This window comes from Streptomyces sp. P9-2B-2, from assembly GCF_030406865.1.
GTDB lineage: Bacteria > Actinomycetota > Actinomycetes > Streptomycetales > Streptomycetaceae > Streptomyces > Streptomyces platensis.
Map to the genome: position 1 here is coordinate 2,571,238 of NZ_CP129126.1, position 19,729 is coordinate 2,590,966.

Annotated in this window: 18 protein-coding genes; 7 read left to right on the top strand and 11 right to left on the bottom strand. The window is 69.1% G+C overall.

The genetic code is table 11. The features are described from left to right. Positions 1 to 75 precede the first annotated feature (75 nt). Positions 76 to 696, bottom strand: a complete 621-nt coding sequence (locus QT196_RS11165; protein ID WP_018093709.1) for a heme-copper oxidase subunit III — start codon at positions 694 to 696, stop codon at positions 76 to 78. Positions 697 to 959: 263 nt separating this feature from the next. Between QT196_RS11165 and QT196_RS11170 the strand changes: the two genes are divergently transcribed. Further along, positions 960 to 1,361 (top strand): hypothetical protein, encoded by a 402-nt coding sequence (locus tag QT196_RS11170; protein ID WP_168478722.1) that lies wholly within the window; start codon positions 960 to 962, stop codon positions 1,359 to 1,361. A gap of 19 nt (positions 1,362 to 1,380) precedes the next feature. Here the strand turns inward: QT196_RS11170 and QT196_RS11175 are convergent, their stop codons facing one another. From QT196_RS11175 to coxB, 4 genes are all read right to left on the bottom strand, one after another. Then, positions 1,381 to 2,652, bottom strand: coding sequence for an Ig-like domain-containing protein (locus tag QT196_RS11175; protein ID WP_290354828.1), 1,272 nt, complete (start codon positions 2,650 to 2,652; stop codon positions 1,381 to 1,383). Between the two features lie 134 nt (positions 2,653 to 2,786). Next, the gene (locus QT196_RS11180; RefSeq protein ID WP_030083935.1) at positions 2,787 to 3,185 is read right to left on the bottom strand and encodes a cytochrome c oxidase subunit 4; all 399 of its coding nucleotides are present in this window, start codon (positions 3,183 to 3,185) and stop codon (positions 2,787 to 2,789) included. Further along, positions 3,182 to 4,918: a cytochrome c oxidase subunit I gene (gene ctaD, locus QT196_RS11185; protein ID WP_168478723.1), complete on the bottom strand. Its 1,737-nt coding sequence runs from the start codon at positions 4,916 to 4,918 to the stop codon at positions 3,182 to 3,184. The genes QT196_RS11180 and ctaD overlap by 4 nt, the downstream gene beginning before the upstream one ends. Continuing rightward, positions 4,915 to 5,877: a cytochrome c oxidase subunit II gene (gene coxB, locus QT196_RS11190; RefSeq protein ID WP_168478724.1), complete on the bottom strand. Its 963-nt coding sequence runs from the start codon at positions 5,875 to 5,877 to the stop codon at positions 4,915 to 4,917. The genes ctaD and coxB overlap by 4 nt, the downstream gene beginning before the upstream one ends. 375 nt (positions 5,878 to 6,252) lie before the next feature. Here coxB and QT196_RS11195 point away from each other — a divergent pair, with 375 nt between their 5' ends. Further along, the gene (locus QT196_RS11195; protein ID WP_290354829.1) at positions 6,253 to 7,725 is read left to right on the top strand and encodes a cysteine desulfurase/sulfurtransferase TusA family protein; all 1,473 of its coding nucleotides are present in this window, start codon (positions 6,253 to 6,255) and stop codon (positions 7,723 to 7,725) included. A 9-nt stretch (positions 7,726 to 7,734) separates the two neighbouring features. Here the strand turns inward: QT196_RS11195 and QT196_RS11200 are convergent, their stop codons facing one another. Next, positions 7,735 to 8,709 (bottom strand): carbohydrate kinase family protein, encoded by a 975-nt coding sequence (locus tag QT196_RS11200; protein WP_168478725.1) that lies wholly within the window; start codon positions 8,707 to 8,709, stop codon positions 7,735 to 7,737. Between the two features lie 159 nt (positions 8,710 to 8,868). On the opposite strand from QT196_RS11200, the gene QT196_RS11205 reads away from it, so the two are divergent. Beyond that, the gene (locus QT196_RS11205) at positions 8,869 to 9,096 is read left to right on the top strand and encodes a hypothetical protein (RefSeq protein ID WP_168478726.1); all 228 of its coding nucleotides are present in this window, start codon (positions 8,869 to 8,871) and stop codon (positions 9,094 to 9,096) included. Positions 9,097 to 9,222: 126 nt separating this feature from the next. Further along, positions 9,223 to 10,758, top strand: a complete 1,536-nt coding sequence (locus QT196_RS11210; RefSeq protein ID WP_266730423.1) for a hypothetical protein — start codon at positions 9,223 to 9,225, stop codon at positions 10,756 to 10,758. A gap of 99 nt (positions 10,759 to 10,857) precedes the next feature. On the opposite strand, the gene QT196_RS11215 is transcribed toward QT196_RS11210, so the two are convergent. Further along, entirely contained in the window at positions 10,858 to 11,211 is a 354-nt protein-coding gene (locus QT196_RS11215; protein WP_168478728.1) for an iron-sulfur cluster assembly accessory protein, read from the bottom strand. 301 nt (positions 11,212 to 11,512) lie between these two features. Here QT196_RS11215 and nadA point away from each other — a divergent pair, with 301 nt between their 5' ends. After that, entirely contained in the window at positions 11,513 to 12,712 is a 1,200-nt protein-coding gene (nadA, locus tag QT196_RS11220) for a quinolinate synthase NadA (RefSeq protein ID WP_168478729.1), read from the top strand. Between the two features lie 259 nt (positions 12,713 to 12,971). Here the strand turns inward: nadA and QT196_RS11225 are convergent, their stop codons facing one another. Together QT196_RS11225 and QT196_RS11230 are read right to left on the bottom strand one after the other, a co-directional pair. Further along, complete coding sequence (locus QT196_RS11225; protein ID WP_168478730.1) at positions 12,972 to 13,421, bottom strand: DUF4430 domain-containing protein; 450 nt, start codon at positions 13,419 to 13,421, stop codon at positions 12,972 to 12,974. Between the two features lie 107 nt (positions 13,422 to 13,528). After that, positions 13,529 to 13,858 carry a hypothetical protein gene (locus QT196_RS11230; RefSeq protein ID WP_248001594.1) on the bottom strand — a complete coding sequence of 110 codons (330 nt, stop codon included), beginning with the start codon at positions 13,856 to 13,858 and terminating at the stop codon, positions 13,529 to 13,531. A 128-nt stretch (positions 13,859 to 13,986) separates the two neighbouring features. Between QT196_RS11230 and QT196_RS11235 the strand changes: the two genes are divergently transcribed. Next, positions 13,987 to 14,832 (top strand): helix-turn-helix transcriptional regulator, encoded by an 846-nt coding sequence (locus QT196_RS11235; RefSeq protein WP_168478731.1) that lies wholly within the window; start codon positions 13,987 to 13,989, stop codon positions 14,830 to 14,832. Next, the gene (locus QT196_RS11240; protein ID WP_168478732.1) at positions 14,811 to 15,014 is read left to right on the top strand and encodes a DUF397 domain-containing protein; all 204 of its coding nucleotides are present in this window, start codon (positions 14,811 to 14,813) and stop codon (positions 15,012 to 15,014) included. The genes QT196_RS11235 and QT196_RS11240 overlap by 22 nt, the downstream gene beginning before the upstream one ends. Before the next feature lie 43 nt (positions 15,015 to 15,057). Here QT196_RS11240 and QT196_RS11245 read toward each other — a convergent pair whose 3' ends face one another. Beyond that, positions 15,058 to 16,143 (bottom strand): methyltransferase domain-containing protein, encoded by a 1,086-nt coding sequence (locus QT196_RS11245; RefSeq protein WP_290354830.1) that lies wholly within the window; start codon positions 16,141 to 16,143, stop codon positions 15,058 to 15,060. Positions 16,144 to 16,414: 271 nt separating this feature from the next. Then, complete coding sequence (locus QT196_RS11250; RefSeq protein WP_290354831.1) at positions 16,415 to 19,597, bottom strand: efflux RND transporter permease subunit; 3,183 nt, start codon at positions 19,595 to 19,597, stop codon at positions 16,415 to 16,417. Positions 19,598 to 19,729 lie beyond the last annotated feature (132 nt).

The following is a 19,729-nucleotide window of genomic DNA, read 5'->3' on the forward strand; positions in this document are numbered from 1 at the left end:
ATTACCCCGGTGTCAGGATCTTCTGCGTCGATGCTTTGGATAGGTCTGTCTGATACGAGCCGGTCTGGGTCCGGACTACTTGATCAGGTAGATCGTGGCGAAGAGGCCGATCCAGACGACATCGACGAAGTGCCAGTAGTAGGACACGACGATGGCCGCGGTGGCCTGTGTGTGGGTGAACCTCTTGGCCGCGTACGTCCTGCCCAGGACCAGCAGGAAGGCGATCAGACCGCCCGTCACATGCAGTCCGTGGAAACCGGTGGTCAGGTAGAACACCGAGCCGTACGGGCCGGACGAGAGCGACAGGCCCTCGTGCTTGACCAGCTCCGTGTACTCGAAGACCTGACCGCCGATGAAGATCGCACCCATGACGAAGGTGACCACGAACCAGGCCCGGAGCTTCTTGACATCGCCACGCTCGGCCGCGAAAACGCCGAGCTGGCAGGTCAGAGAGCTGAGCACCAGGATCGTGGTGTTGGTCGCGGAGAACGGAAGATTCAGCGCATCGGCGGATTCCTTCCAATACTCGGATCCGGTCACCGATCGAAGGGTGAAGTACATCGCGAAGAGGGCCGCGAAGAACATCAGCTCGGAACTCAGCCAGATGATGGTTCCGACGCTGGTGAGGTTCGGCCGATTGACCGACGGGTGCGCGTGCCCGGTTTCTACTGTCGTTGCTGTCGCCACGACCGACATTATGTCGGTCGCTTATCCCGCCCTCACTCCGGGGGGTGCCGTTCGGTGTGTCAAGGACGTATGCCCTGCTCGTACGGACCGTTCCGGCGGTCGCTCAAAGGGGGGACGCACCCGGCCGGCCACCGTGCCGCGGGCCCGCCGGCGCCGGTCCTGACGGGCCGTCGGGCAGATCTTGGATCCGCTCAACCCCTCCTGCCGGCGCCCCTTGCGGGAGTAGCATCCGCCCCACCCGATGCTGTGCCGCTACGAAGCGTGGAGGAACGATGCAGGCGACTGCCACGGTGCTGGTCTACAGCGACAACGCCAACACCCGCGAGCAGGTCCGGCTGGCGGCCGGACGGCGCCCAGCCGCCGATGCCCCGCAGATCGAGATCCTGGAGTGCGCCACCGCACCGGCCGTCCTGACGGCCCTGGAGCAGGGCGGTATCGACGTCTGCGTGCTGGACGGCGAGACCGCGCCCGCGGGCGGTATGGGCGTCTGCCGGCAGATCAAGGACGAGATCTTCCGGTGTCCGCCGGTGCTGCTGCTGATCGGCCGGCCCCAGGACGCCTGGCTGGCCACCTGGAGCCGGGCGGACGCCGCGGTGACCCATCCGCTGGACCCGGTGGCCTTCGCCGACGCCCTGGCCGGGCTGCTGCGCCGCAGGAGCCTCGTACAGGCCTGAGCGGCCTGCTGGGCGCCGCTCAGATCCGCGGGCGCAGCCGGGCCTCACCGACCGGGTTCTGTACCCGCTCGGCCGCTCCTGTGGTGCTGGACGCCCTGTTCTTCAGCGCGCTGCCGTCCCGCCATTCCTTCCAGGGCATGTTCCAGTCACCGAAGCCGTTGTCGAACGGCGTCATGGTGTCGCCGCCGCTGTTGAGGACCTTGACGATGTCGCCGACCCGCACGGTGTTGAAGAACCACTGGGCGTTGCCCGTGGACATGCCCGTACAGCCGTGGCTGACGTTCGCCGCGCCCTGCGATCCGACGGACCAGGGTGCGGCGTGGACGTACTCGCCGCTCCAGGTCACCCGGGTGGCCCAGTAGACCGGCAGATCGTAGGAATCCCCGCTCCCGGCGGCGATGCCGACCGTCGAGCTGCGCATCCGTACGAAGCTCTCCTTGCCGAGGACGACCTTGATGCCGTTGCGGGTGGAGAAGCCGGGCTTGCCGGTGGTCACCGGGATGGTCTTGATCGACTCGCCGTTGCGCCACACCGTGAGCTGGTGTGTGCCCGCGTCGGTGATCGCCTCCACCCGGTCGCCGGTGGTGAGCTTCACGGGCTTGGACGGGCCTCCGTAGAGCCCCTTGGCGATCTTCAGGCCCGCCAGGTTGCTGTGCACCGAGATCGTGGCGTGGGCGGGCCAGTACTCCTTCGGGCGGAAGTGCAGCTTCTTGTCGTCCACCCAGTGCCAGGCGCCCTGCACCCGCGGCATGGAATCGACCTTCAGGGCGCTCTCCACGATGGAGCGGGCCGTCTGGTCCTTGACGGGCTGGCTCAGCTCCGCGGTGACCGGCTGGCCGACACCGTACTCGCCGGCCTCCGGCCCGAAAGCGGCGGTCAACTGGCCGTCCGCCTCCTTGGTGTTGACCACGAGTGTCTTGCGGCCGGGCTCACCGTCCTCCTCGGTGCTCACCCGCACCGTGTAGCGGGAGCCGGCGGCCAGCGGCGCGGTGGTGCGCCAGTGCCTGCCGTCGGCGCTCAGCTCGCCGTGGACGAAGCGGCCGGTGGAATCGGTGGCCGTGACGTCGGTGATGCGCGCGTCGTCGCCGTTGACGGACACCTCAAGCGGCTTGTCGGGGTCCGCTTTCTTGTTGCCGTCCGGGGTGTTGGCCGAGATCTGGTCGGCCGCGTCGTAGGGATTGGCGGAGAGCGCTTCCGAATCCGAGCCCCCGCACGCGGTGGCGCTCACCGCAAGGGGCACGAGCAGGAGGCCGCAGCTCAGCACCGTCCGGGTTCGAGGTCTGTGACTCATGCCCCAAAAATATGAAGAATCACCTGTCTCAGCGCGCTGGAGGACTGCAAACGGGTCTGGCCCGCGCCACCAAAAGCGGCGGGCCCGGACACCTGTTGAGGTGTCCGGGCCCGCCCGACGGCAGCTGTGTGCCGTTACTGCGTGCGGTTCTCGCCGCGGTAGTACTCGAAGACCCAGCCGAAGAGACCCACGAGGATCACCGGCAGGGAGAAGTACAGCAGCCACCAGCCGAAGACGACGCCCAGGAAGGCGAGCGCGCCACCGACGGCCAGGGACAGCGGCTGCCAGCTGTGCGGGCTGAAGAAGCCCAGCTCACCGGCGTCGTCCGAGACCTCGGCGTTCTCGTTGTCCTGCGCACCCGCGTCGACCCGCCGAGCCGTGAAGGCCAGGTAGTAGCCGACCATGATGCACAGGCCGAAGGCGAGGAACAGTGCGGTGGTACCCGCGGGCTCCTTCGACCAGACGCCATAGACGATCGCCATGGCGAGGACGAAGACGGAGAGCCAGATGAACATCTTGCCCTGGATCTTCACTTGCCCGCCTCCTTGCCGCCGGCGAGGGACTTGTCGTCCTCGGTGGCACGGCCGTTGTGCAGCGCGTCAAGAGCTGCGATCTCCGGGTGGTGCAGATCGAACGCCGGGGATTCGGAGCGAATACGCGGCAGGGTGAGGAAGTTGTGCCGCGGCGGCGGGCAGGACGTCGCCCACTCCAGCGAGCGGCCGTAGCCCCAGGGGTCGTCGACCTCGATCTTCTCGCCGTACTTCGCCGTCTTCCAGACGTTGTACATGAAGGGCAGGATCGACAGGCCCAGCAGGAACGAGCTGATCGTCGAGATGGTGTTCAGCGCCGTGAAGCCGTCGGCCGCGAGGTAGTCCGCGTAACGCCGCGGCATGCCCTCGGCACCCAGCCAGTGCTGGACGAGGAAGGTGCCGTGGAAGCCCACGAACAGCGTCCAGAACGTGATCTTGCCGAGCCGCTCGTCCAGCATCTTGCCGGTGAACTTCGGCCACCAGAAGTGGAAGCCGGCGAACATCGCGAAGACGACCGTGCCGAAGACCACGTAGTGGAAGTGCGCCACGACGAAGTACGAGTCGGAGACGTGGAAGTCCATCGGCGGCGAGGCCAGGATGACACCGGTCAGACCACCGAAGGTGAAGGTGATCAGGAAGCCGATCGTCCACAGCATCGGCGTCTCGAAGGACAGTGAGCCCTTCCACATCGTGCCGATCCAGTTGAAGAACTTCACACCCGTCGGCACCGCGATCAGGAACGTCATGAAGGAGAAGAACGGCAACAGCACGCCGCCCGTCACATACATGTGGTGCGCCCAGACCGTGACCGAAAGACCGGCGATGGAAATCGTCGCCGCGATCAGACCGATGTAACCGAACATCGGCTTCCGGGAGAAGACCGGAATGACCTCGGAAATGATGCCGAAGAACGGCAGCGCGATGATGTACACCTCTGGATGGCCGAAGAACCAGAAGAGGTGCTGCCAGAGCAGTGCTCCGCCATTTGCCGCATCGAATACATGGGCACCGAATTTACGGTCCGCCTCCAGGGCGAACAGCGCGGCGGCCAGCACCGGGAAGGCGAGCAGGACCAGCACACCGGTCAGCAGCACGTTCCAGGTGAAGATCGGCATCCGGAACATCGTCATGCCGGGTGCGCGCATGCAGATGATCGTGGTGATGAAGTTGACCGAACCGAGGATCGTGCCGAAGCCGGAGAAGGCCAGACCCATGATCCACATGTCGGCGCCGACGCCCGGCGAGCGGACCGCGTCCGACAGCGGGGAGTAGGCGAACCAGCCGAAGTCGGCCGCACCCTGCGGGGTGAGGAAGCCGGCCACCGCGATCAGCGAGCCGAAGAGGTAGAGCCAGTAGGCGAACATGTTCAGCCGCGGGAACGCCACGTCGGGCGCACCGATCTGGAGCGGCATGATCCAGTTCGCGAATCCGGCGAACAGCGGCGTCGCGAACATCAGCAGCATGATCGTGCCGTGCATCGTGAACGCCTGGTTGAACTGCTCGTTCGACATGATCTGCGTGCCGGGACGGGCCAGCTCGGCGCGCATGAGCAGCGCCATCAGGCCGCCGACGCAGAAGAACGCGAACGACGTGACCAGGTACATCGTGCCGATGGTCTTGTGGTCAGTGGTCGTCAGCCACTTCACGACAGCGATGCCGGGTTGCTTCTTGCGTACGGGCGGTGCTGCCGGAGCCGTATCGGCGGCGGCACCCTGAGGTTCGTTGAGGATGCTCACTGGTTCTTGGTCTCCGCATTCCTGGCGTGATCCGTCTGCTCAATGCCCGACGGCAGGTATCCGGTCTGGCCCTTCTTCGCCAGGTCCTTCAGGTGCTCCTGGTATCGCTCAGGGGAGACAACCTTGACGTTGAAGAGCATCCGGGAGTGGTCGACACCGCAGAGCTCGGCGCACTTGCCCATGAAGGTGCCCTCCTTGTTCGGAGTCACCTCGAAGACATTGGTGTGGCCCGGGATGACGTCCTGCTTCATCAGGAACGGCACCACCCAGAAGGAGTGGATGACGTCACGAGAGGTCAGCACGAACTGAACCGTCTCGCCCTTCGGCAGCCACAGGGTCGGACCGGGGTTGCCGGTCTGCGGGTTCCGCGTACCCGGGGTGCCCACGTCGTAGACGCCGTCCGCACCGGCCGGCGCGGACTTCTTCCACTTGTCCGGGATCGCGTCGAGCGCGCTGGAGTCGATGGCCGAGGTCGACTTGTTGCCGTCCGTGTTCTCCAGGTAGTTGAACGCCCAGCTCCACTGGAAGCCGACCACGTTCACGACGTGGTCCGGCTTCTTGGAAGTTTTGAGGAGTGCGCTCTCATCACGTGCGGTGAAGTAGAAAAGCACCGCAATGATGATGAACGGCACGATCGTGTACAACGCCTCGATCGGCATGTTGTACCGGGTCTGCGCGGGGACCTCCACCTTGGTCCTGCTTCGGCGGTGGAAGATCACACTCCAGATGATCAGGCCCCACACCAGCACGCCCGTTGCGAGGGCGGCGGCCCAGGAGCCCTGCCAAAGAGAGAGGATCCGCGGCGCCTCGTCGGTGACGGGCGTTGGCATACCGAGGCGGGGGAAGTCCTTATATGTGCAACCAGTCGCGGTCGCCAGGACCAGGCCCGCAGCAAGCACCTGCGGCAGCTTCCGCCGCATCGGGCGCCGCGACGAGCGGTCGGAGCCGTTGGGACTCACGTAGCGCCTTCCCGAGAGTCTCGCCCGCGAGACCGGCTGCGGCCGTCTCGCTGGTCGGTCGCCGGCCCTGGCGCGGGCAGGGGTTTGGATGTTTATGCGGACCAAACCCTACTGGACGCTATTTGGGGTCGCGCGGGGAGGGTGCCCAACGCGCCGCGTCGCACCCCTAAGGGGTGGCCGAGGCCGGTGGGAGAGGGCCTCCGAAGCCCCGATTACCCGCTTTCACCAGGCATCTGACGCCGCGCCCGGCACCGGCGCCGACCGCTCCCCCGGCGGGCGCCGGCCCATCCCGCCCCCGCGGGACCGGGGCCCCGTGCTCCCGCCCGGCCGGGTGGGCGGCCCGCTCCCCGGAAGGAGAGGACTAACGTCTCGTATGTGCCCTACTTCGACGCGGCGTCCGCCGCCCCGCTGCATCCCGTCGCCCGTGAGGCCCTGCTCGCCTCGCTGGACGAAGGCTGGGCCGACCCGGCCCGCCTCTACCGCGAAGGGCGGCGCGCCCGGCTGCTGCTGAACGCGGCGCGGGAGGCCGCGGCCGAGGCGGTGGGCTGCCGCCCGGACGAAGTGGTTTTCACCCCTTCGGGGACACAGGCGGTGCACTCGGGAGTCTCGGGGGCGCTGGCGGCCCGTCGCCGTGCCGGTCGCCGGCTGCTGCACTCCGCCGTCGAGCACTCCACCGTCCTGCATGCCGCCGAGGTCCATACGGCGGCCGGCGGCAGCCGCACGGAGCTGGCGGTGGACCGTACGGGCCGGGTGGCGGCCGGGGACGTCGCCGCCGCGCTGAGCCCGGACACCGCGCTGGTCTGCCTCCAGTCCGCCAACCACGAGGTCGGGACCGAACAGCCGGTCGAGGAGGTGGCCGCGCTCTGCCAGGAGGCGGGCGTCCCCCTCCTGGTGGACGCCGCGCAGTCGCTCCCCTGGGGGCCGGTGCCCGGCGGCTGGTCGCTGCTCGCGGCGAGCGCCCACAAGTGGGGCGGCCCGCCCGGGGTGGGGCTGCTCGCGGTCCGCAAGGGGACCCGGTTCGCCCCGCAGGGGCCGCGGGACGAGCGCGAGGCGGGCCGCAGCCCGGGGTTCGAGAACATCCCGGCGATCGTGGCCGCCGCGGCGTCGCTGCGCGCGCTGCGGGCGGGCCAGGAGACCGCCACCGAGGCGGCGCGGCTGCGGAAGCTGGTGGACCGGATCCGGACCCGGGTGCCGGAACTGGTCCCCGATGTGGAGGTGGTCGGCCATCCGGTGCACCGCCTCCCCCACCTCGTGACCTTCTCCTGCCTCTACGTCGACGGGGAGGCGCTGCTGCACGAGCTCGACCGGGCGGGCTTTTCCGTGTCGTCCGGCTCGTCCTGTACGTCCAGCACGCTGACGCCGAGCCATGTGCTGCGCGCCATGGGCGTGCTGTCCGAGGGCAACGTGCGGGTCTCGCTGCCGTACGGGACGGACGAGGCGGAGGTGGAGCGCTTCCTGGAGGTGCTGCCGACGGTGGTGCACTCGGTACGCGAGCGGCTGGGCGTCCCAGCGGCGGGGCAGGAGACGGTGGCGGCTACGGCCGTCCGGGGGACGGAAGCGGCCCCGGCAGCGGCGGCCGAGGAGCCCGGCGGACCTGGTGAATCCGAGGCCTCCGCCGAACCGGCCGGTCTGGTCGTCGACTCGCTCGGCAAGCGCTGCCCACTCCCGGTGATCGAGCTGGCCAAGGCGATCCTGGAGGTGCCCGTGGGCGGGACGGTGACGGTGCTCGCCGACGACGAGGCCGCCCGGCTGGACATCCCGGCCTGGTGCGCCATGCGCGAGCAGGAGTACGTGGGCGAGCGGGCGGCCGAGCGCGGCGCCGCGTATCTCGTGCGGCGCCGCGCCTGACCGGGCGGTTCAGGCCAGGTGCTGCTGGACCTCGGCGGCGGCCTCGTGGCCGTAGGCCTTGGTGAAGCGGTCCATGAAGTGGCTGCGGTGCAGCTCGTACTCCTGGGTGCCGACGGTCTCGATGACCAGCGTCGCCAGCATGCAGCCGATCTGCGCGGCACGCTCCAGGCCGACGCCCCAGGCCAGACCGGACAGGAAGCCGGCGCGGAAGGCGTCGCCGACGCCGGTCGGGTCGGCCTTGGCGTTCTCCTCCGGGACACCGACCTCGAGGGCCGGCTCGCCGACCCGCTCGATGCGGACGCCGTTGGCGCCGAGGGTGGTGACGCGGGTGCCGACCTTGCCGAGGATCTCCTCGTCGGTCCAGCCGGTCTTGGACTCGATCAGGCCCTTCTCGTACTCGTTGGAGAAGAGGTAGGCGGCGCCCTCCATGAGGGTGCGGATGGCGTCGCCGTCCATCCGGGCGATCTGCTGGGAGAAGTCGGCCCCGAAGGCGATACCGCGGCTGCGGCACTCCTCGGTGTGGCGGATCATCGCCTCGGGGTCGTCCGCACCGATCAGGACGAGGTCGAGGCCGCCGACCCGCTCGGCCACGTGCTGGAGCTCGATCAGCCGGGCCTCGCTCATCGCGCCGGTGTAGAACGACCCGATCTGGTTGTGGTCGGCGTCGGTGGTGCACACGAAGCGGGCGGTGTGCAGCACCTCGGAGATGCGGACGGAGCGGGTGTCGACGCCATGGCGGTCGAGCCAGGCGCGGTACTCCTCGAAGTCGTTGCCGGCGGCACCGACCAGGATCGGCTCGGTGCCGAGCTGGCCCATGCCGAAGCAGATGTTGGCGGCGACGCCGCCGCGGCGGACGTCCAGCTGGTCGACCAGGAACGAGAGGGAGACCGTATGCAGCTGGTCGGCGACCAGCTGATCGGCGAAACGGCCGGGGAAGGTCATCAGGTGGTCGGTGGCGATGGAGCCGGTGACTGCGATACGCACGACGGGTCTGCTCCTGCGGAAGGCGGAGGGACGGGCGGACGTGAAGCAACGCTACCCCGCGAGGTCGCGCGCCACCCGGTCATCCCGGACACTTGGAGCCACTGAAACTACCCAATAGTAGGTCTTTCTCCTCGATACTCAGCTGCGTACGGTGCCCCTATGACCAAGCCTGTGAAAGCCGTCACACCGCGCCACGGCGCCTCCCCCGACCCGCAGGAACCGGAGTCGCTCGACGAGCTGCGCGGCGACTGCGCGCGGATGGCGGGCCACTGGAAGGCCGGCCGGCGCTCAGCGCCCACCCCGGGACGCGCCACCGATCTGCACGGCATCAAGGTCCCCTCCTCCTCCGCCGCCCTCGTGGACGGAATGTCCGAGTACGGCGACTGAAGTCCGCCCCGCGGCCGCCGCAGCGCGTGCCGGGGGGAACCGCGCACGCCCCCGCCCCGTCCCATCGGCGTCCACCTCATGGAGGATGGCACGTCAGATGTTCAGCGGAGCTGAAGGAGCGATGCGGTGAACACCGAGGACAGCACCGACACGAACCCCAAGGAGCGCAAGCGGCGCACCCCGCTGGTGGCCGCCTCGATGGCCGCCGCGGTGCTGCTGGCCGGGGGCGGCGCGGCGTACTGGGCCTCGTCCGCGTCCAGCAGCGAGAGCTCCGGCGCGGGCTCCGCGGCCAAGGGCGACCCACCACCGCTCGCACTCGACGGCTACACCGGCGGCGGCTCGATCGCGGCCGGTGAGCCCAATCCGCAGGGTGCGAAGTACCGGGCGGTGAAGAAGCTGCCCGGCGGTCCGGCGTCCGCGCCGGTGTACCGCCCCAAGGGCGAGATCAGCCGGCAGTCGGTGGAGCGGCTGGCGAAGGCCCTGGATGTGGCCGGAAAGGTCCGTTCGGAGGGCACCAGCTGGAAGGTGGGCGGGGCACCGGATTCCCGTGGCCCCGTCCTCCAGGTGAGCAAGACCGGCTCGGGCGCGTGGACGTACTCGCAGTACGGCACCCCGGGCGGGACGAACTGCGCGCTGCCGTCCTCCCCCAAGGGCGGCCAGGACGGGTCCGGTGGCGGTACGCCGTCGAACCGGCCGGGCTGTCCGTCGTACCGCGGCGGCGGGGACGTCACGACCGAGGACGACAGCAGCGGCAAGGGCGCCGTGTCGCCGGAGAAGGCCAAGAAGGCGGCACAGCCGGTGCTGGCGGCGCTCGGCCAGAAGAACGCCCGGCTCGACGCGGGCGGGCTGTCCGGCGCCGTACGGGTCGTGACCGCGAACCCTGTGCTCGGCGGGCTGCCGACCTACGGCTGGCAGAGCGATCTCCAGGTCGGCTCGGACGGTCAAGTGGTCGGCGGCAGCGGCCAGTTGGCGAACCCGGTCAAGGGCGCGGAGTATCCGGTGCTGAGCGCCGACAAGACGCTGGACCGGCTGAATTCGGGCGGCGGCCGCACACCGGCCGGCTGCCCCTCGACGCCCGGCGGCAAGGCCGACAAGGGTGACAAGGACGGCAAGGGCGACGGGATCGCGCCGTGCGAGCCGTCGCCGACGAAGGCGCAGCCGCCGGCCGAGGTGACCGGTGCGGTCTTCGGGCTCGCGGTGCAGTACGTGGACGGCGGCCAGGCGCTGGTGCCGTCGTGGCTGTACAAGGTGCGCCAGCCGGGCGCCGGCAGCGGCCCGGACAACACCTCGACGGTCACGCACCCGGCGGTGAACCCGAAGTACCTGGCCCACCGGGGCGGCGGGACATCGCAGAGCCCGGGGCAGTCGCCGCACAAGCCGTCCGGGAAGCCGGGGGCGATGGCTCTGGAGTCGTACGACGTGGGCGACGGCGGCAAGAAGCTGACCGTGCACTTCTGGGGCGGGGTGTGCAGCGTCTACTCGGTGAGCGCGGAGGAATCGGCGAAGACGGTGAAGACCAAGGTCGTCGGCAAGGACAAGAAGCCCGGCCAGGTCTGCGTGAAGATCGCCAAGGAGTTCACCAAGAGCGTGACGCTGGAGAAGCCGCTGGACGGCCGGAAGGTGATCGATGAGTCGAGCGGCGACTCCGTGCCGAAGCGGTAACGGGCCCCGCAAAAGCCGCCGGGCCGGACCCGGCGGAGACGGAAACAGCGAAAGCGGCGCTCCCCCTCTCGGGGGGCGCCGCTTTCGTGCCCGCGCTCCTTAGCTGAAGGAGTCGCCGCAGGCGCAGGAGCCGCTGGCGTTCGGGTTGTCGATCGTGAAGCCCTGCTTCTCGATGGTGTCGACGAAGTCGATGGAGGCACCGCCCAGGTAGGGGGCGCTCATCCGGTCGGTGACGACCTTGACACCGTCGAAGTCCTTGACGACATCGCCGTCGAGCGAGCGCTCGTCGAAGAAGAGCTGGTAGCGCAGGCCGGAGCAGCCGCCGGGCTGAACGGCGACTCGCAGCGCGAGGTCCTCCCGGCCTTCCTGCTCCAGAAGGCTCTTGACCTTCGACGCGGCCGCGTCGGACAGGATGATGCCGTCGCTGACGGTGGTCTCGTCCTGAACGCTCATCTAGATCTCTCCCGGGTTGTACGGACCGCTTGTCATCGGTTGCAACCAGCTGCAACCGGGGACTTCCCGGATTAATTCCGGCTGGGCGCAATTCGTCGAGAAGCCTTCCGGACACCGCCGGGGGCAGCCTCTCCTGTCGTTCTCTCCTCATGCTCGCACACCGGCCGCCGGGAACAGGTGGCCTACCGCACACCGGGGGGTTCTGATGCGTCACATCGACACTATGGCCATCGTCAAAGTGACGTGAAGCAGCTATCATAGATAACGTCAAATAGACGAAAAGGCACGTAGAGAAGAGAGGGTGCGTGTTGTGACCACCGCCCAGCCCCTGGACGTCCAGCCGACCCCGCTGGCCCTGCTCCTCCTCGGCCGCGAGGCCGACCCGAAGAGCGAGCGCGGCGTGGAGTGCCCCGGCGATCTGCCGGCCCCGTCGGACCCCGACCTCGTCGAGCGCGCCCGCGCGGCCAAGGCGAAGCTCGGGGACAAGGTCTTCGTCCTCGGGCACCACTACCAGCGCGACGAGGTCATCGAGTTCGCCGATGTGACCGGCGACTCCTTCAAGCTCGCGCGGGACGCCGCCGCCCGGCCGGACGCCGAGTACATCGTCTTCTGCGGTGTGCACTTCATGGCGGAGTCGGCCGACATCCTCACCGGCGACGACCAGCAGGTCATCCTCCCCGACCTGGCCGCCGGCTGCTCGATGGCCGACATGGCCAACGCCGAGCAGGTCGCCGAGTGCTGGGACGTGCTCACCGAGGCCGGTATCGCCGAACAGGTCGTGCCGGTCTCGTACATGAACTCCTCCGCCGACATCAAGGCCTTCACGGGCAAGCACGGCGGCACGATCTGCACCTCCTCCAACGCCAAGCGCGCGCTGGACTGGGCCTTCGAGCAGGGGGAGCCCGGTTCAACGAAGGTCCTCTTCCTGCCCGACCAGCACCTGGGCCGCAACACCGCCGTCCGCGACATGGGCATGTCCCTGGACGACTGCGTGGTCTACAACCCGCACAAGCCGAACGGCGGGCTGACCGCCGAGGAGCTGCGGGCCGCCAAGATGATCCTGTGGCGCGGCCACTGCTCGGTGCACGGCCGCTTCTCCCTGGACTCGGTGAACGACGTACGCGAGCGGATCCCGGGCGTCAACGTCCTGGTCCACCCCGAGTGCAAGAACGAGGTCGTGGCGGCGGCGGACTACGTCGGCTCGACGGAGTACATCATCAAGGCGCTGGAGGCCGCCCCGCGCGGCTCGAAGTGGGCCATCGGCACCGAGCTGAACCTGGTCCGCCGGCTGGCGAACCGTTTCGCCGCGGAGGACAAGGAGATCGTCTTCCTCGACAAGACGGTCTGCTTCTGCTCGACGATGAACCGGATCGACCTTCCCCACCTGGTGTGGGCGCTGGAGTCGCTGGCCGCGGGCAAGGTCGTCAACCGCATCGAGGTCGAGAAGGAGACGGAGAGCTTCGCGAAGCTGGCCCTTGAGCGGATGCTGGCGTTGCCGTAGCCGGACGTTTTCGGCTGTCCCCCGCCGTGGTTGTTGCTCGCCGTTTGTGGCCCGCTTGCGCGGTGCCCCCGCCGTTGCGCCTGCGGCGGGCCGGGTCCGCTGCGCGGGGCTGTGGGTGCGGTGACAGACCTCCGGGGCCGGTGTGGGACTGCTTCGCTTTACGTCCCACACACCGGCCCCTCCGGCCCGTCCCCTCCCGTTGGGGGAATGAGTGACGGTGAGTGGGCGCGCGCGTTAGGCCGCCCACCTTCGCCTCTGGTCAGGCCTCCAGGGTCCAGCGGATCTTGTCGCCGCCCTTGATCGCGGTGTGGCAGGGGGCGGTCGTGATCTTCTTCTCGTTCACGTACGCGTTCCACTTCTTCTTGTCGTCCGCCGCATCACCATGGATCGACGTGACGACGAAGTCTTGTGTGGCGGCGTCCCAGCGCGCCTGCACTCCTCCGAGGCCGTACTGCTCATTGGCGTCCACCAGAGCGGTGAGCGGGGTGGCGGCGAGGCCGTCGGCGGCGCAGTAGAAGCCGCCGAAGACGGTGCGCGGGCCCGTGACGACGAGGCCCACGCTGGCGGTGTACGGGCCGCCGGTGACGCCTACGCGGACCCGGATGTCGCCGGGGGCCGCGGTGGCGGGCGGTGCGGTCGCGAGGGCCAGGGCCAGGGCGAGACCGGCGGCGGTTGCGGGGGCGGCCCCGCGGGCCAGAACGGAGGGCACGCTCGCTCACCTTTCGTCGGTTCAGCAGCATCCGCCACAAAACCATCGCTTTGGGTGATCGGCGAGAGGTGCACCGCCGAATGCGTGCGCCGCGCGGTCCGCGCGCCTCACAGGTAGATCCGCTGACGGCAGGCGCGGCAGCAGGTACGGCCCTCGCACAGCCGGGTCTCCCCGTGGTCGCACGGCTCCGGCAGCCGGTCGCCCCGGCTGACGGCGATCCGTAACACGGCCTCCAGCGCCTTGTGGAGGTCCGCACCCGGCCCGGCGGGCAGCACCTTGGTGTCGTCCAGCAAGGCCTCGGCGGCTGCGAGCAGCTCTCCCTCGACCGAGTCGGCCAGTACGGAAAGGCGGCTGTCGGGGTCGTCCGTACTCAGGTAGCACGGAGCGCCGTCCGGCCTGGTCCACGGCAGCAGCCGGGGTGGCGAACTCTCGAACATCTGACCCGCTTCCTTCGCGTCGACCGTCCTCATTACCGTGTGTATCGCCATCGCCACGTTGTGGGACATGGCCTCAACACGGGTGTCCCGTCCCCCTGTTGAGCCGGGACGACCGAGAGCTGACGCACATGAAGTTCACCTCGAAGGAACTGACCCCCTACCTGTCCGCCCGCCACTACTTCGGCTCCGAGCAGCGCCGCCACCGCGAACGCGCCAAGCTGTCGCTGGTGCAGCTGGCGGACATCGTCAACTTCAGCAAGAGCGCGTTGGCTCGCGTCGAGACCGCGGAACTGATGCCGCCACCGGAGCTCCCCGTCGCGCTCGACGCGGCGTTCGGCACCGAGAAGTACTTCCACGGCCTGTACGAATTGGCGAAGCGGGAGGCGCATCCGGATCAGTACCGGCGGTTCATGGACTTCGAGGCCCGTGCGGAGGTGATCGAGGTCTATGAGCCGCAGGCGGTGCCTGGGTTGTTGCAGACCAGGGGGTACGCGGAGGCTTTCGTGAGCTGCCTTGACGGCCTCTCCGAGGATCAGGTTGAACAGCGTGTCAACGCCCGGATGTCCCGTCAGGATCGACTGCGTTCGGACTCTCCGCCGTACCGGTGGGCGATCGTCGACGAGGCCGTGCTGCGGCGGCAGATGGGCAGCAGGGAATGCACGTATAAACAACTGGCCTGGCTGCTCGAACAGGTGGATACTCCGGACAGTAAGGTCCAGGTGATGCCGTTCAGTTCGGGTCTTCACCCGCTGATGGGCGGCGCTCTGAATCTGCTGACGCTTCTCGACGGGTCCTCCGTGGCCTACGAGGAGGGCAATGAGACAGCGCACCTCTACGAGGACCCGGAAGCCGTGAAAAAGTGGCGGCGCAAGTACGAAGTGCTGCGCGCGAACTCGCTCTCACTGGCGGAGTCGGCAGAGCTGATCCGGAAGGCTATGGAGGACTACCAGCCATGCGACACACCCCCGAGCTGAGCGCAGCCCGCTGGCGCAAGAGCAGCTACAGCAACCCCAACGGCGGGAGCTGCGTCGAGGTCGCCGACGACTTCCCCGGCCTCGTCCCCGTACGCGACAGCAAGGACCCCCACGGCCCCGCGCTCCTCATCCCCGCGGAGGCGTGGACGGCGTTCGTTACTTCTCTCAAGGACCAAAGCTAGGCGTGCCGTTCGGCCGTCCCGGCGTGCGGCCGGGACGGCTCGGTCACAGCGACACGGTCTGCCCCTCGGCGGTGACCGTGATGCGGTAGCGGTCCCGGGTCGGGCTGCCCTCGGTGGTCCAGTCGCGGTAGGCGGATTCCGCCTCGTCCCAGAGGCGGCGCGGGCCGTGCTGTTCGGTCTCGTAGGTGTCGTGGCCGGGGACGTATTCGACGGTGGCCCAGGAGGTGCGGGCGTCGTCGAAGAGCCAGTAGGTGGCCTCGTCGCTGCCGTCGTCGGCGGGGCAGAGCAGGGGCCAGGCGTCCCGGACGCGCAGGCCTACGGCGAAGCGGGCGTCGGGGTTCTCCTCCAGGACGCGGGGGTCGACGGTGGTCGTCGCGCGGTCGCCCTCCTCGCCGTGGTACCAGTCCCGGATGCGGCCGTAGGAGCGGCGCTGCTGGCGGGCCCACATGAAGGCGGGGCGGCCGGAGAAGCGGCCGGTGGCCTGACCGTCGCGGACGGTCAGGGTGACGAATGAGTAGGAGTGGAAGGACGAGCCCCATGGGGTGAGGATCGTGCCGCCGGGCGCGGTCTGGGTCACCCAGGCATAGGGGATGTCGCGGACCGTGCAGGTGGCGATGGTCCGGTCGAAGCGCGCCCGTTCCGGCACCCCGGCCAGGCCGTCGCCGCACACCAGATGCGGGTGCAGGCCGGCCCGCGCGAGATTGTCCCGGGCGATGTCGTGGAGGGCCTTGTCGGTCTCGATGCTGGTCGTGCGGTCCTCGCCGAGCCGGTGGGCGAGCCAGGCGGCGTGGTAGCCGGTGCCGGTGCCGATCTCCAATACGGCGTCGCCGTCCCGGACGATCGCGGCCATGTCCAGCATGAGGGAGGGCATGGACGTCGAGCACGTGGGAAAGGCGACCTGGCCCGCCACGGACCGGCCGTCGTTGTGCTGGGTGATCAGCGGTAAGTCGGCATAGACCATCCGCCGCCACTCCGCCTCGTCGGCGGAGCGGGAGACCGTGCGCTCCCCCACCTCGAAGGTGTCCGGTACGAAATGCGCGCGGTCGACCGCGGCGACGGCCGGCGCCCAGTCCGGCGTCAGCGCGCCCTTGTTGCGGAGGATTTCCAGCAGGCGGCCCGGCGAGGACATCACACGCCCCTTACTTCTTCGGCGGATCGGTCACCGGCTTGGTCCACTGGCCGTCGGATTCCTTCGGGCTCTGCTGCCGGTCGCCCTCCGCGCCGCCCTTGCCGTCACCGTGCTTTCCCATTGCGGTCCCCCTTCGTCGGTGATGTCCGTGCCGGAGCGGTCGGGTCGCCCCGTGACGGGATGCCCGGCACGATGCCCCCGCAAGCGTCGGCTTGCGGGGGCATCGTTTCTTCACCGGGAGCCGCGCCGGGCTCCGTTGTTCAGGCCGTCGTCAGATGCCCGCCGGCTCCGGTGCGCGGTCGGTCTCCTCGGCCTGCGGACCGGCCGGGCCGGACCGCTTCGCGGCCTTCTTCGCCGCCCGGCGCTCCTTGCGGAGCTCGATCATCGCGTAGAGCGTCGGGACGAGGAGCAGGGTGAGGAGGGTGGAGGTGATCAGACCGCCGATCACGACCACGGCGAGCGGCTGGGAGATGAAGCCGCCGTCGCCGGTGATGGACAGGGCCATCGGGAGCAGCGCCATGATCGTGGCCAGTGCGGTCATGAGGATCGGGCGGAGGCGGTGGCGGCCACCCTCGATGACCGCCTCCACGACGCCGTAACCCTGCGACCGGTACTGGTTGATCAGGTCGATCAGCACGATGGCGTTGGTGACCACGATGCCGATCAGCATCAGCATGCCGATCATCGCCGGGACACCCAGCGGGGTGCCGGTGGCGACCAGCAGGCCGATCGCGCCGGTCGCCGCGAAGGGGATCGAGACGAGCAGGATCAGCGGCTGGATCAGCGAGCGGAAGGTGGCCACCAGGAGCATGAAGACGATGGCGATGGCCGCCAGCATCGCCAGGCCGAGCGAGGAGAACGCGTCGGACTGGTCCTGGGAGACGCCGCCGATCTCCGCGGTGGCACCGTCCGGCAGCTTCAGACCATTGATCTTGCTCTGGAGGGTGGCGCTGACCGCTCCGGTGTTGTCACCGGTCGGCTTGGCGGTGATGGTCGCCGAGCGGGCCCCGTCGATCCGGGTCATCTGGACCGGGCCGGGCACGGTCTGCACGGTGGCGAGGGTGCTCAGCTTGGCCGGGCCCGCCGGGATCGGGATGGTGAGGTTCTTCAACTCGGCCTCGGTGGTGGCCGGGTGAGCCGACTTGATCACGATGTCGCGCTCGGTGTCGTCCAGGACAGCCGTACCGCTGGTGGTGCCGCGGACCGCCTGGGTGACCGCGCCGCCGAGGGTGGTCTGGTTGTAACCGGCCGCGGCCGCCTTGGCGTTGGGCTTCACGGAGATCCGCGGGACGCTCTGGGAGAGGTCGCTCTGGACGTCGGTGACGTCGTCGAGCCCGGCGACGGCCTTGCGGACCTGCTCGCCGGCCTTCTTCAGCACGTCGCCGTCGGCGGCCTTGACGACCACGCTCAGGTCCTGGTTGCCGAAGCCGCCGCCCGCGGTGACCGTGGTCTCCCCGATGGACGTGCCGAGCTTGTCGAGGCCGTCGTGCAGATCGCCGGTGACCTTGTCGGCGTCCGCGTCGTCGGCCAGCTTGAGCTGGTAGGAGGCCTGGTTGGCGCCGGTGCCGCCGCCGAAGGCCGCCATGAAGCCGGAGGAGCCGATGGTGACCTGGTAGTCGGCGATGCCGTCGGTGTCCGCGAGCAGCTTCTCGACCTTCTTGGCCTGCTTGTCGGACGCGTCGAGGCTGGTGCCGGGCTTGAGCTCCTGCTTGAGGGTGAGGGTGTCCTGGTCGCCCTGGTCCAAGAAGTTGGTCTTCAGGAGCGGGCCCATGCCGAAGGTGCCGAGGAGGATGACAACGGCGATGACGATGCTGGTGACCCGGCGGCGGGTCGCGAAGCGCAGGACCGGGACGTAGAGGCGCTGGAGCGGGCTCCGGGCCTCCTTCTCCTCGGCCTGGCGCCGGAGTTCCTCGGGATCACTGCCCTCGGGGATCCGCGGGGCGCGCAGGAACCAGTACGACAGGACCGGGACGACCGTCAGGGAGACGATCAGGGAGGCCAGCAGGGCGACGGTCACCGTCAGCGAGAAGGAGCCGAAGAGGGCGCCGACCATGCCGCCGACCACACCGATCGGGAGGAAGACCGCGACCGTGGTGAGGGTGGAGGAGGTGATCGCGCCGGAGACCTCCTTGACGGCGGAGAGGATGGCCTCGCGGCGCTCCTCGCCGTAGCCCAGGTGCCGCTTGATGTTCTCCAGGACGACGATGGAGTCGTCGACGACGCGGCCGATCGCGATGGTCAGCGCGCCGAGGGTGAGCATGTTGAGCGAGAGATCCCCGGTCCACAGCACGATCAGGGTGATCACGACCGAGAGCGGGATGGAGACCGCGGTGACCAGCGTGGAGCGCAGGCTGAGCAGGAAGACCAGGATGACGATGACCGCCATGGCCAGGCCCAGCAGGCCCTCGGTGGTCAGCGATTCGATCGACTTGGAGACCGCCGGGCCCTGGTCGGAGACGACCGTGACATCGGTGCCCTTGCCCAGATCCTGACGGATCTCGGGGAGCTGGTCCTTGACCGCGTCGGATATGTCGACCGCGCTGCCGTCCTGGTCCATCGTCACGCTGACGGCGAGGCTGGGCTTGCCGTTGGTGCGGGTGAGGGAGGTCGGGGTGGCCGACTCCTCCTTGACGGTGGCGACATCACCGAGCCGGACCGCTTCGGCCGGCCGGCCGGCGCCCGCGCCCGGACCGGCACCCTCGGCGCCCGCGGCCGGCGCGATCCGCAGGTCCTTGATCTGCCGTACGGAGCTGAAGCCCGCGCCGACCTGGACGGTCTTGCTCCGGCCGTCCTCCGCGAACGAACCGGCGGGGACCGAGGTGCCGCCGGCCTCCAGCGCCTGGCCGAGCGCCTGCGAGGTCAGCCCGGCGGCGGCAAGCTTCTTGTCGTCGGGGGTGACCGCGACGATCCGGTCCTGCACGCCGTCCACGGTGACCTGGCTGACGCCCTCGATGTTCTTCAGGTCCGGCACGACGCTGCGGTCGAGCTGGTCGGCGAGGCTCTGCTGGTCCCGGCCGGAAGAGGAGACGGCGAGGACGACGGTGGGGATGTCGTCCGTCGAGCCGGCCACCACCTGCGGGTCGACGTCCTTGGGCAGCTTCGCGCGGGCGCGGTTCACGGCCTGCTGGACGTCGGCGACCAGACGCTTGGAGTCATTGCCGTAGTCGAACTGCGCCATGATGACGCCCGAGCCCTCGCTGGACGTCGAGGTGACGGTCTTGATGCCGTCGACCGCCTGGATGCCGTCCTCCAGCGGCTCGATCACCTGCTTCTCGACGACATCGGGCGAAGCGCCCTGGTACGGCGTGATGACGGACACCATCGGGAGTTCGATGGACGGCAGGAGCTGCTGCTTCAGCTGGGGGATCGCGATGGCGCCGAAGGCGATCGCCACGATCGACACCAGCGCTATCAGGCCCCGCTGCACGAGGCTGAGTCGGGACAGCCAGGTCATGGGTGGGGTCTCTCTTCTGTTCTACGAAGTCGGCGGGACCGTTCTCGGGCCCACCTACACCCTCCGCCATGCCGTGACCGGTTTTCCTCGCTCGCAAGTCGGTTTCCGGCCGTAAGCCGTACCGCGTTCGGA

What these genes read in the sequence shown, in the direction of transcription:
- QT196_RS11165 (WP_018093709.1), bottom strand. Translation starts at nt 696, where the DNA reads ATGTCGGTCGTGGCGACAGCAACGACAGTAGAAACCGGGCACGCGCAC.
- QT196_RS11245 (WP_290354830.1), bottom strand. Translation starts at nt 16,143, where the DNA reads ATGTCCTCGCCGGGCCGCCTGCTGGAAATCCTCCGCAACAAGGGCGCG.
- QT196_RS11235 (WP_168478731.1), top strand. Translation starts at nt 13,987, where the DNA reads ATGAAGTTCACCTCGAAGGAACTGACCCCCTACCTGTCCGCCCGCCAC.
- QT196_RS11250 (WP_290354831.1), bottom strand. Translation starts at nt 19,597, where the DNA reads ATGACCTGGCTGTCCCGACTCAGCCTCGTGCAGCGGGGCCTGATAGCG.
- QT196_RS11240 (WP_168478732.1), top strand. Translation starts at nt 14,811, where the DNA reads ATGCGACACACCCCCGAGCTGAGCGCAGCCCGCTGGCGCAAGAGCAGC.
- QT196_RS11170 (WP_168478722.1), top strand. Translation starts at nt 960, where the DNA reads ATGCAGGCGACTGCCACGGTGCTGGTCTACAGCGACAACGCCAACACC.
- QT196_RS11215 (WP_168478728.1), bottom strand. Translation starts at nt 11,211, where the DNA reads ATGAGCGTTCAGGACGAGACCACCGTCAGCGACGGCATCATCCTGTCC.
- QT196_RS11230 (WP_248001594.1), bottom strand. Translation starts at nt 13,858, where the DNA reads ATGTTCGAGAGTTCGCCACCCCGGCTGCTGCCGTGGACCAGGCCGGAC.
- QT196_RS11175 (WP_290354828.1), bottom strand. Translation starts at nt 2,652, where the DNA reads ATGAGTCACAGACCTCGAACCCGGACGGTGCTGAGCTGCGGCCTCCTG.
- QT196_RS11205 (WP_168478726.1), top strand. Translation starts at nt 8,869, where the DNA reads ATGACCAAGCCTGTGAAAGCCGTCACACCGCGCCACGGCGCCTCCCCC.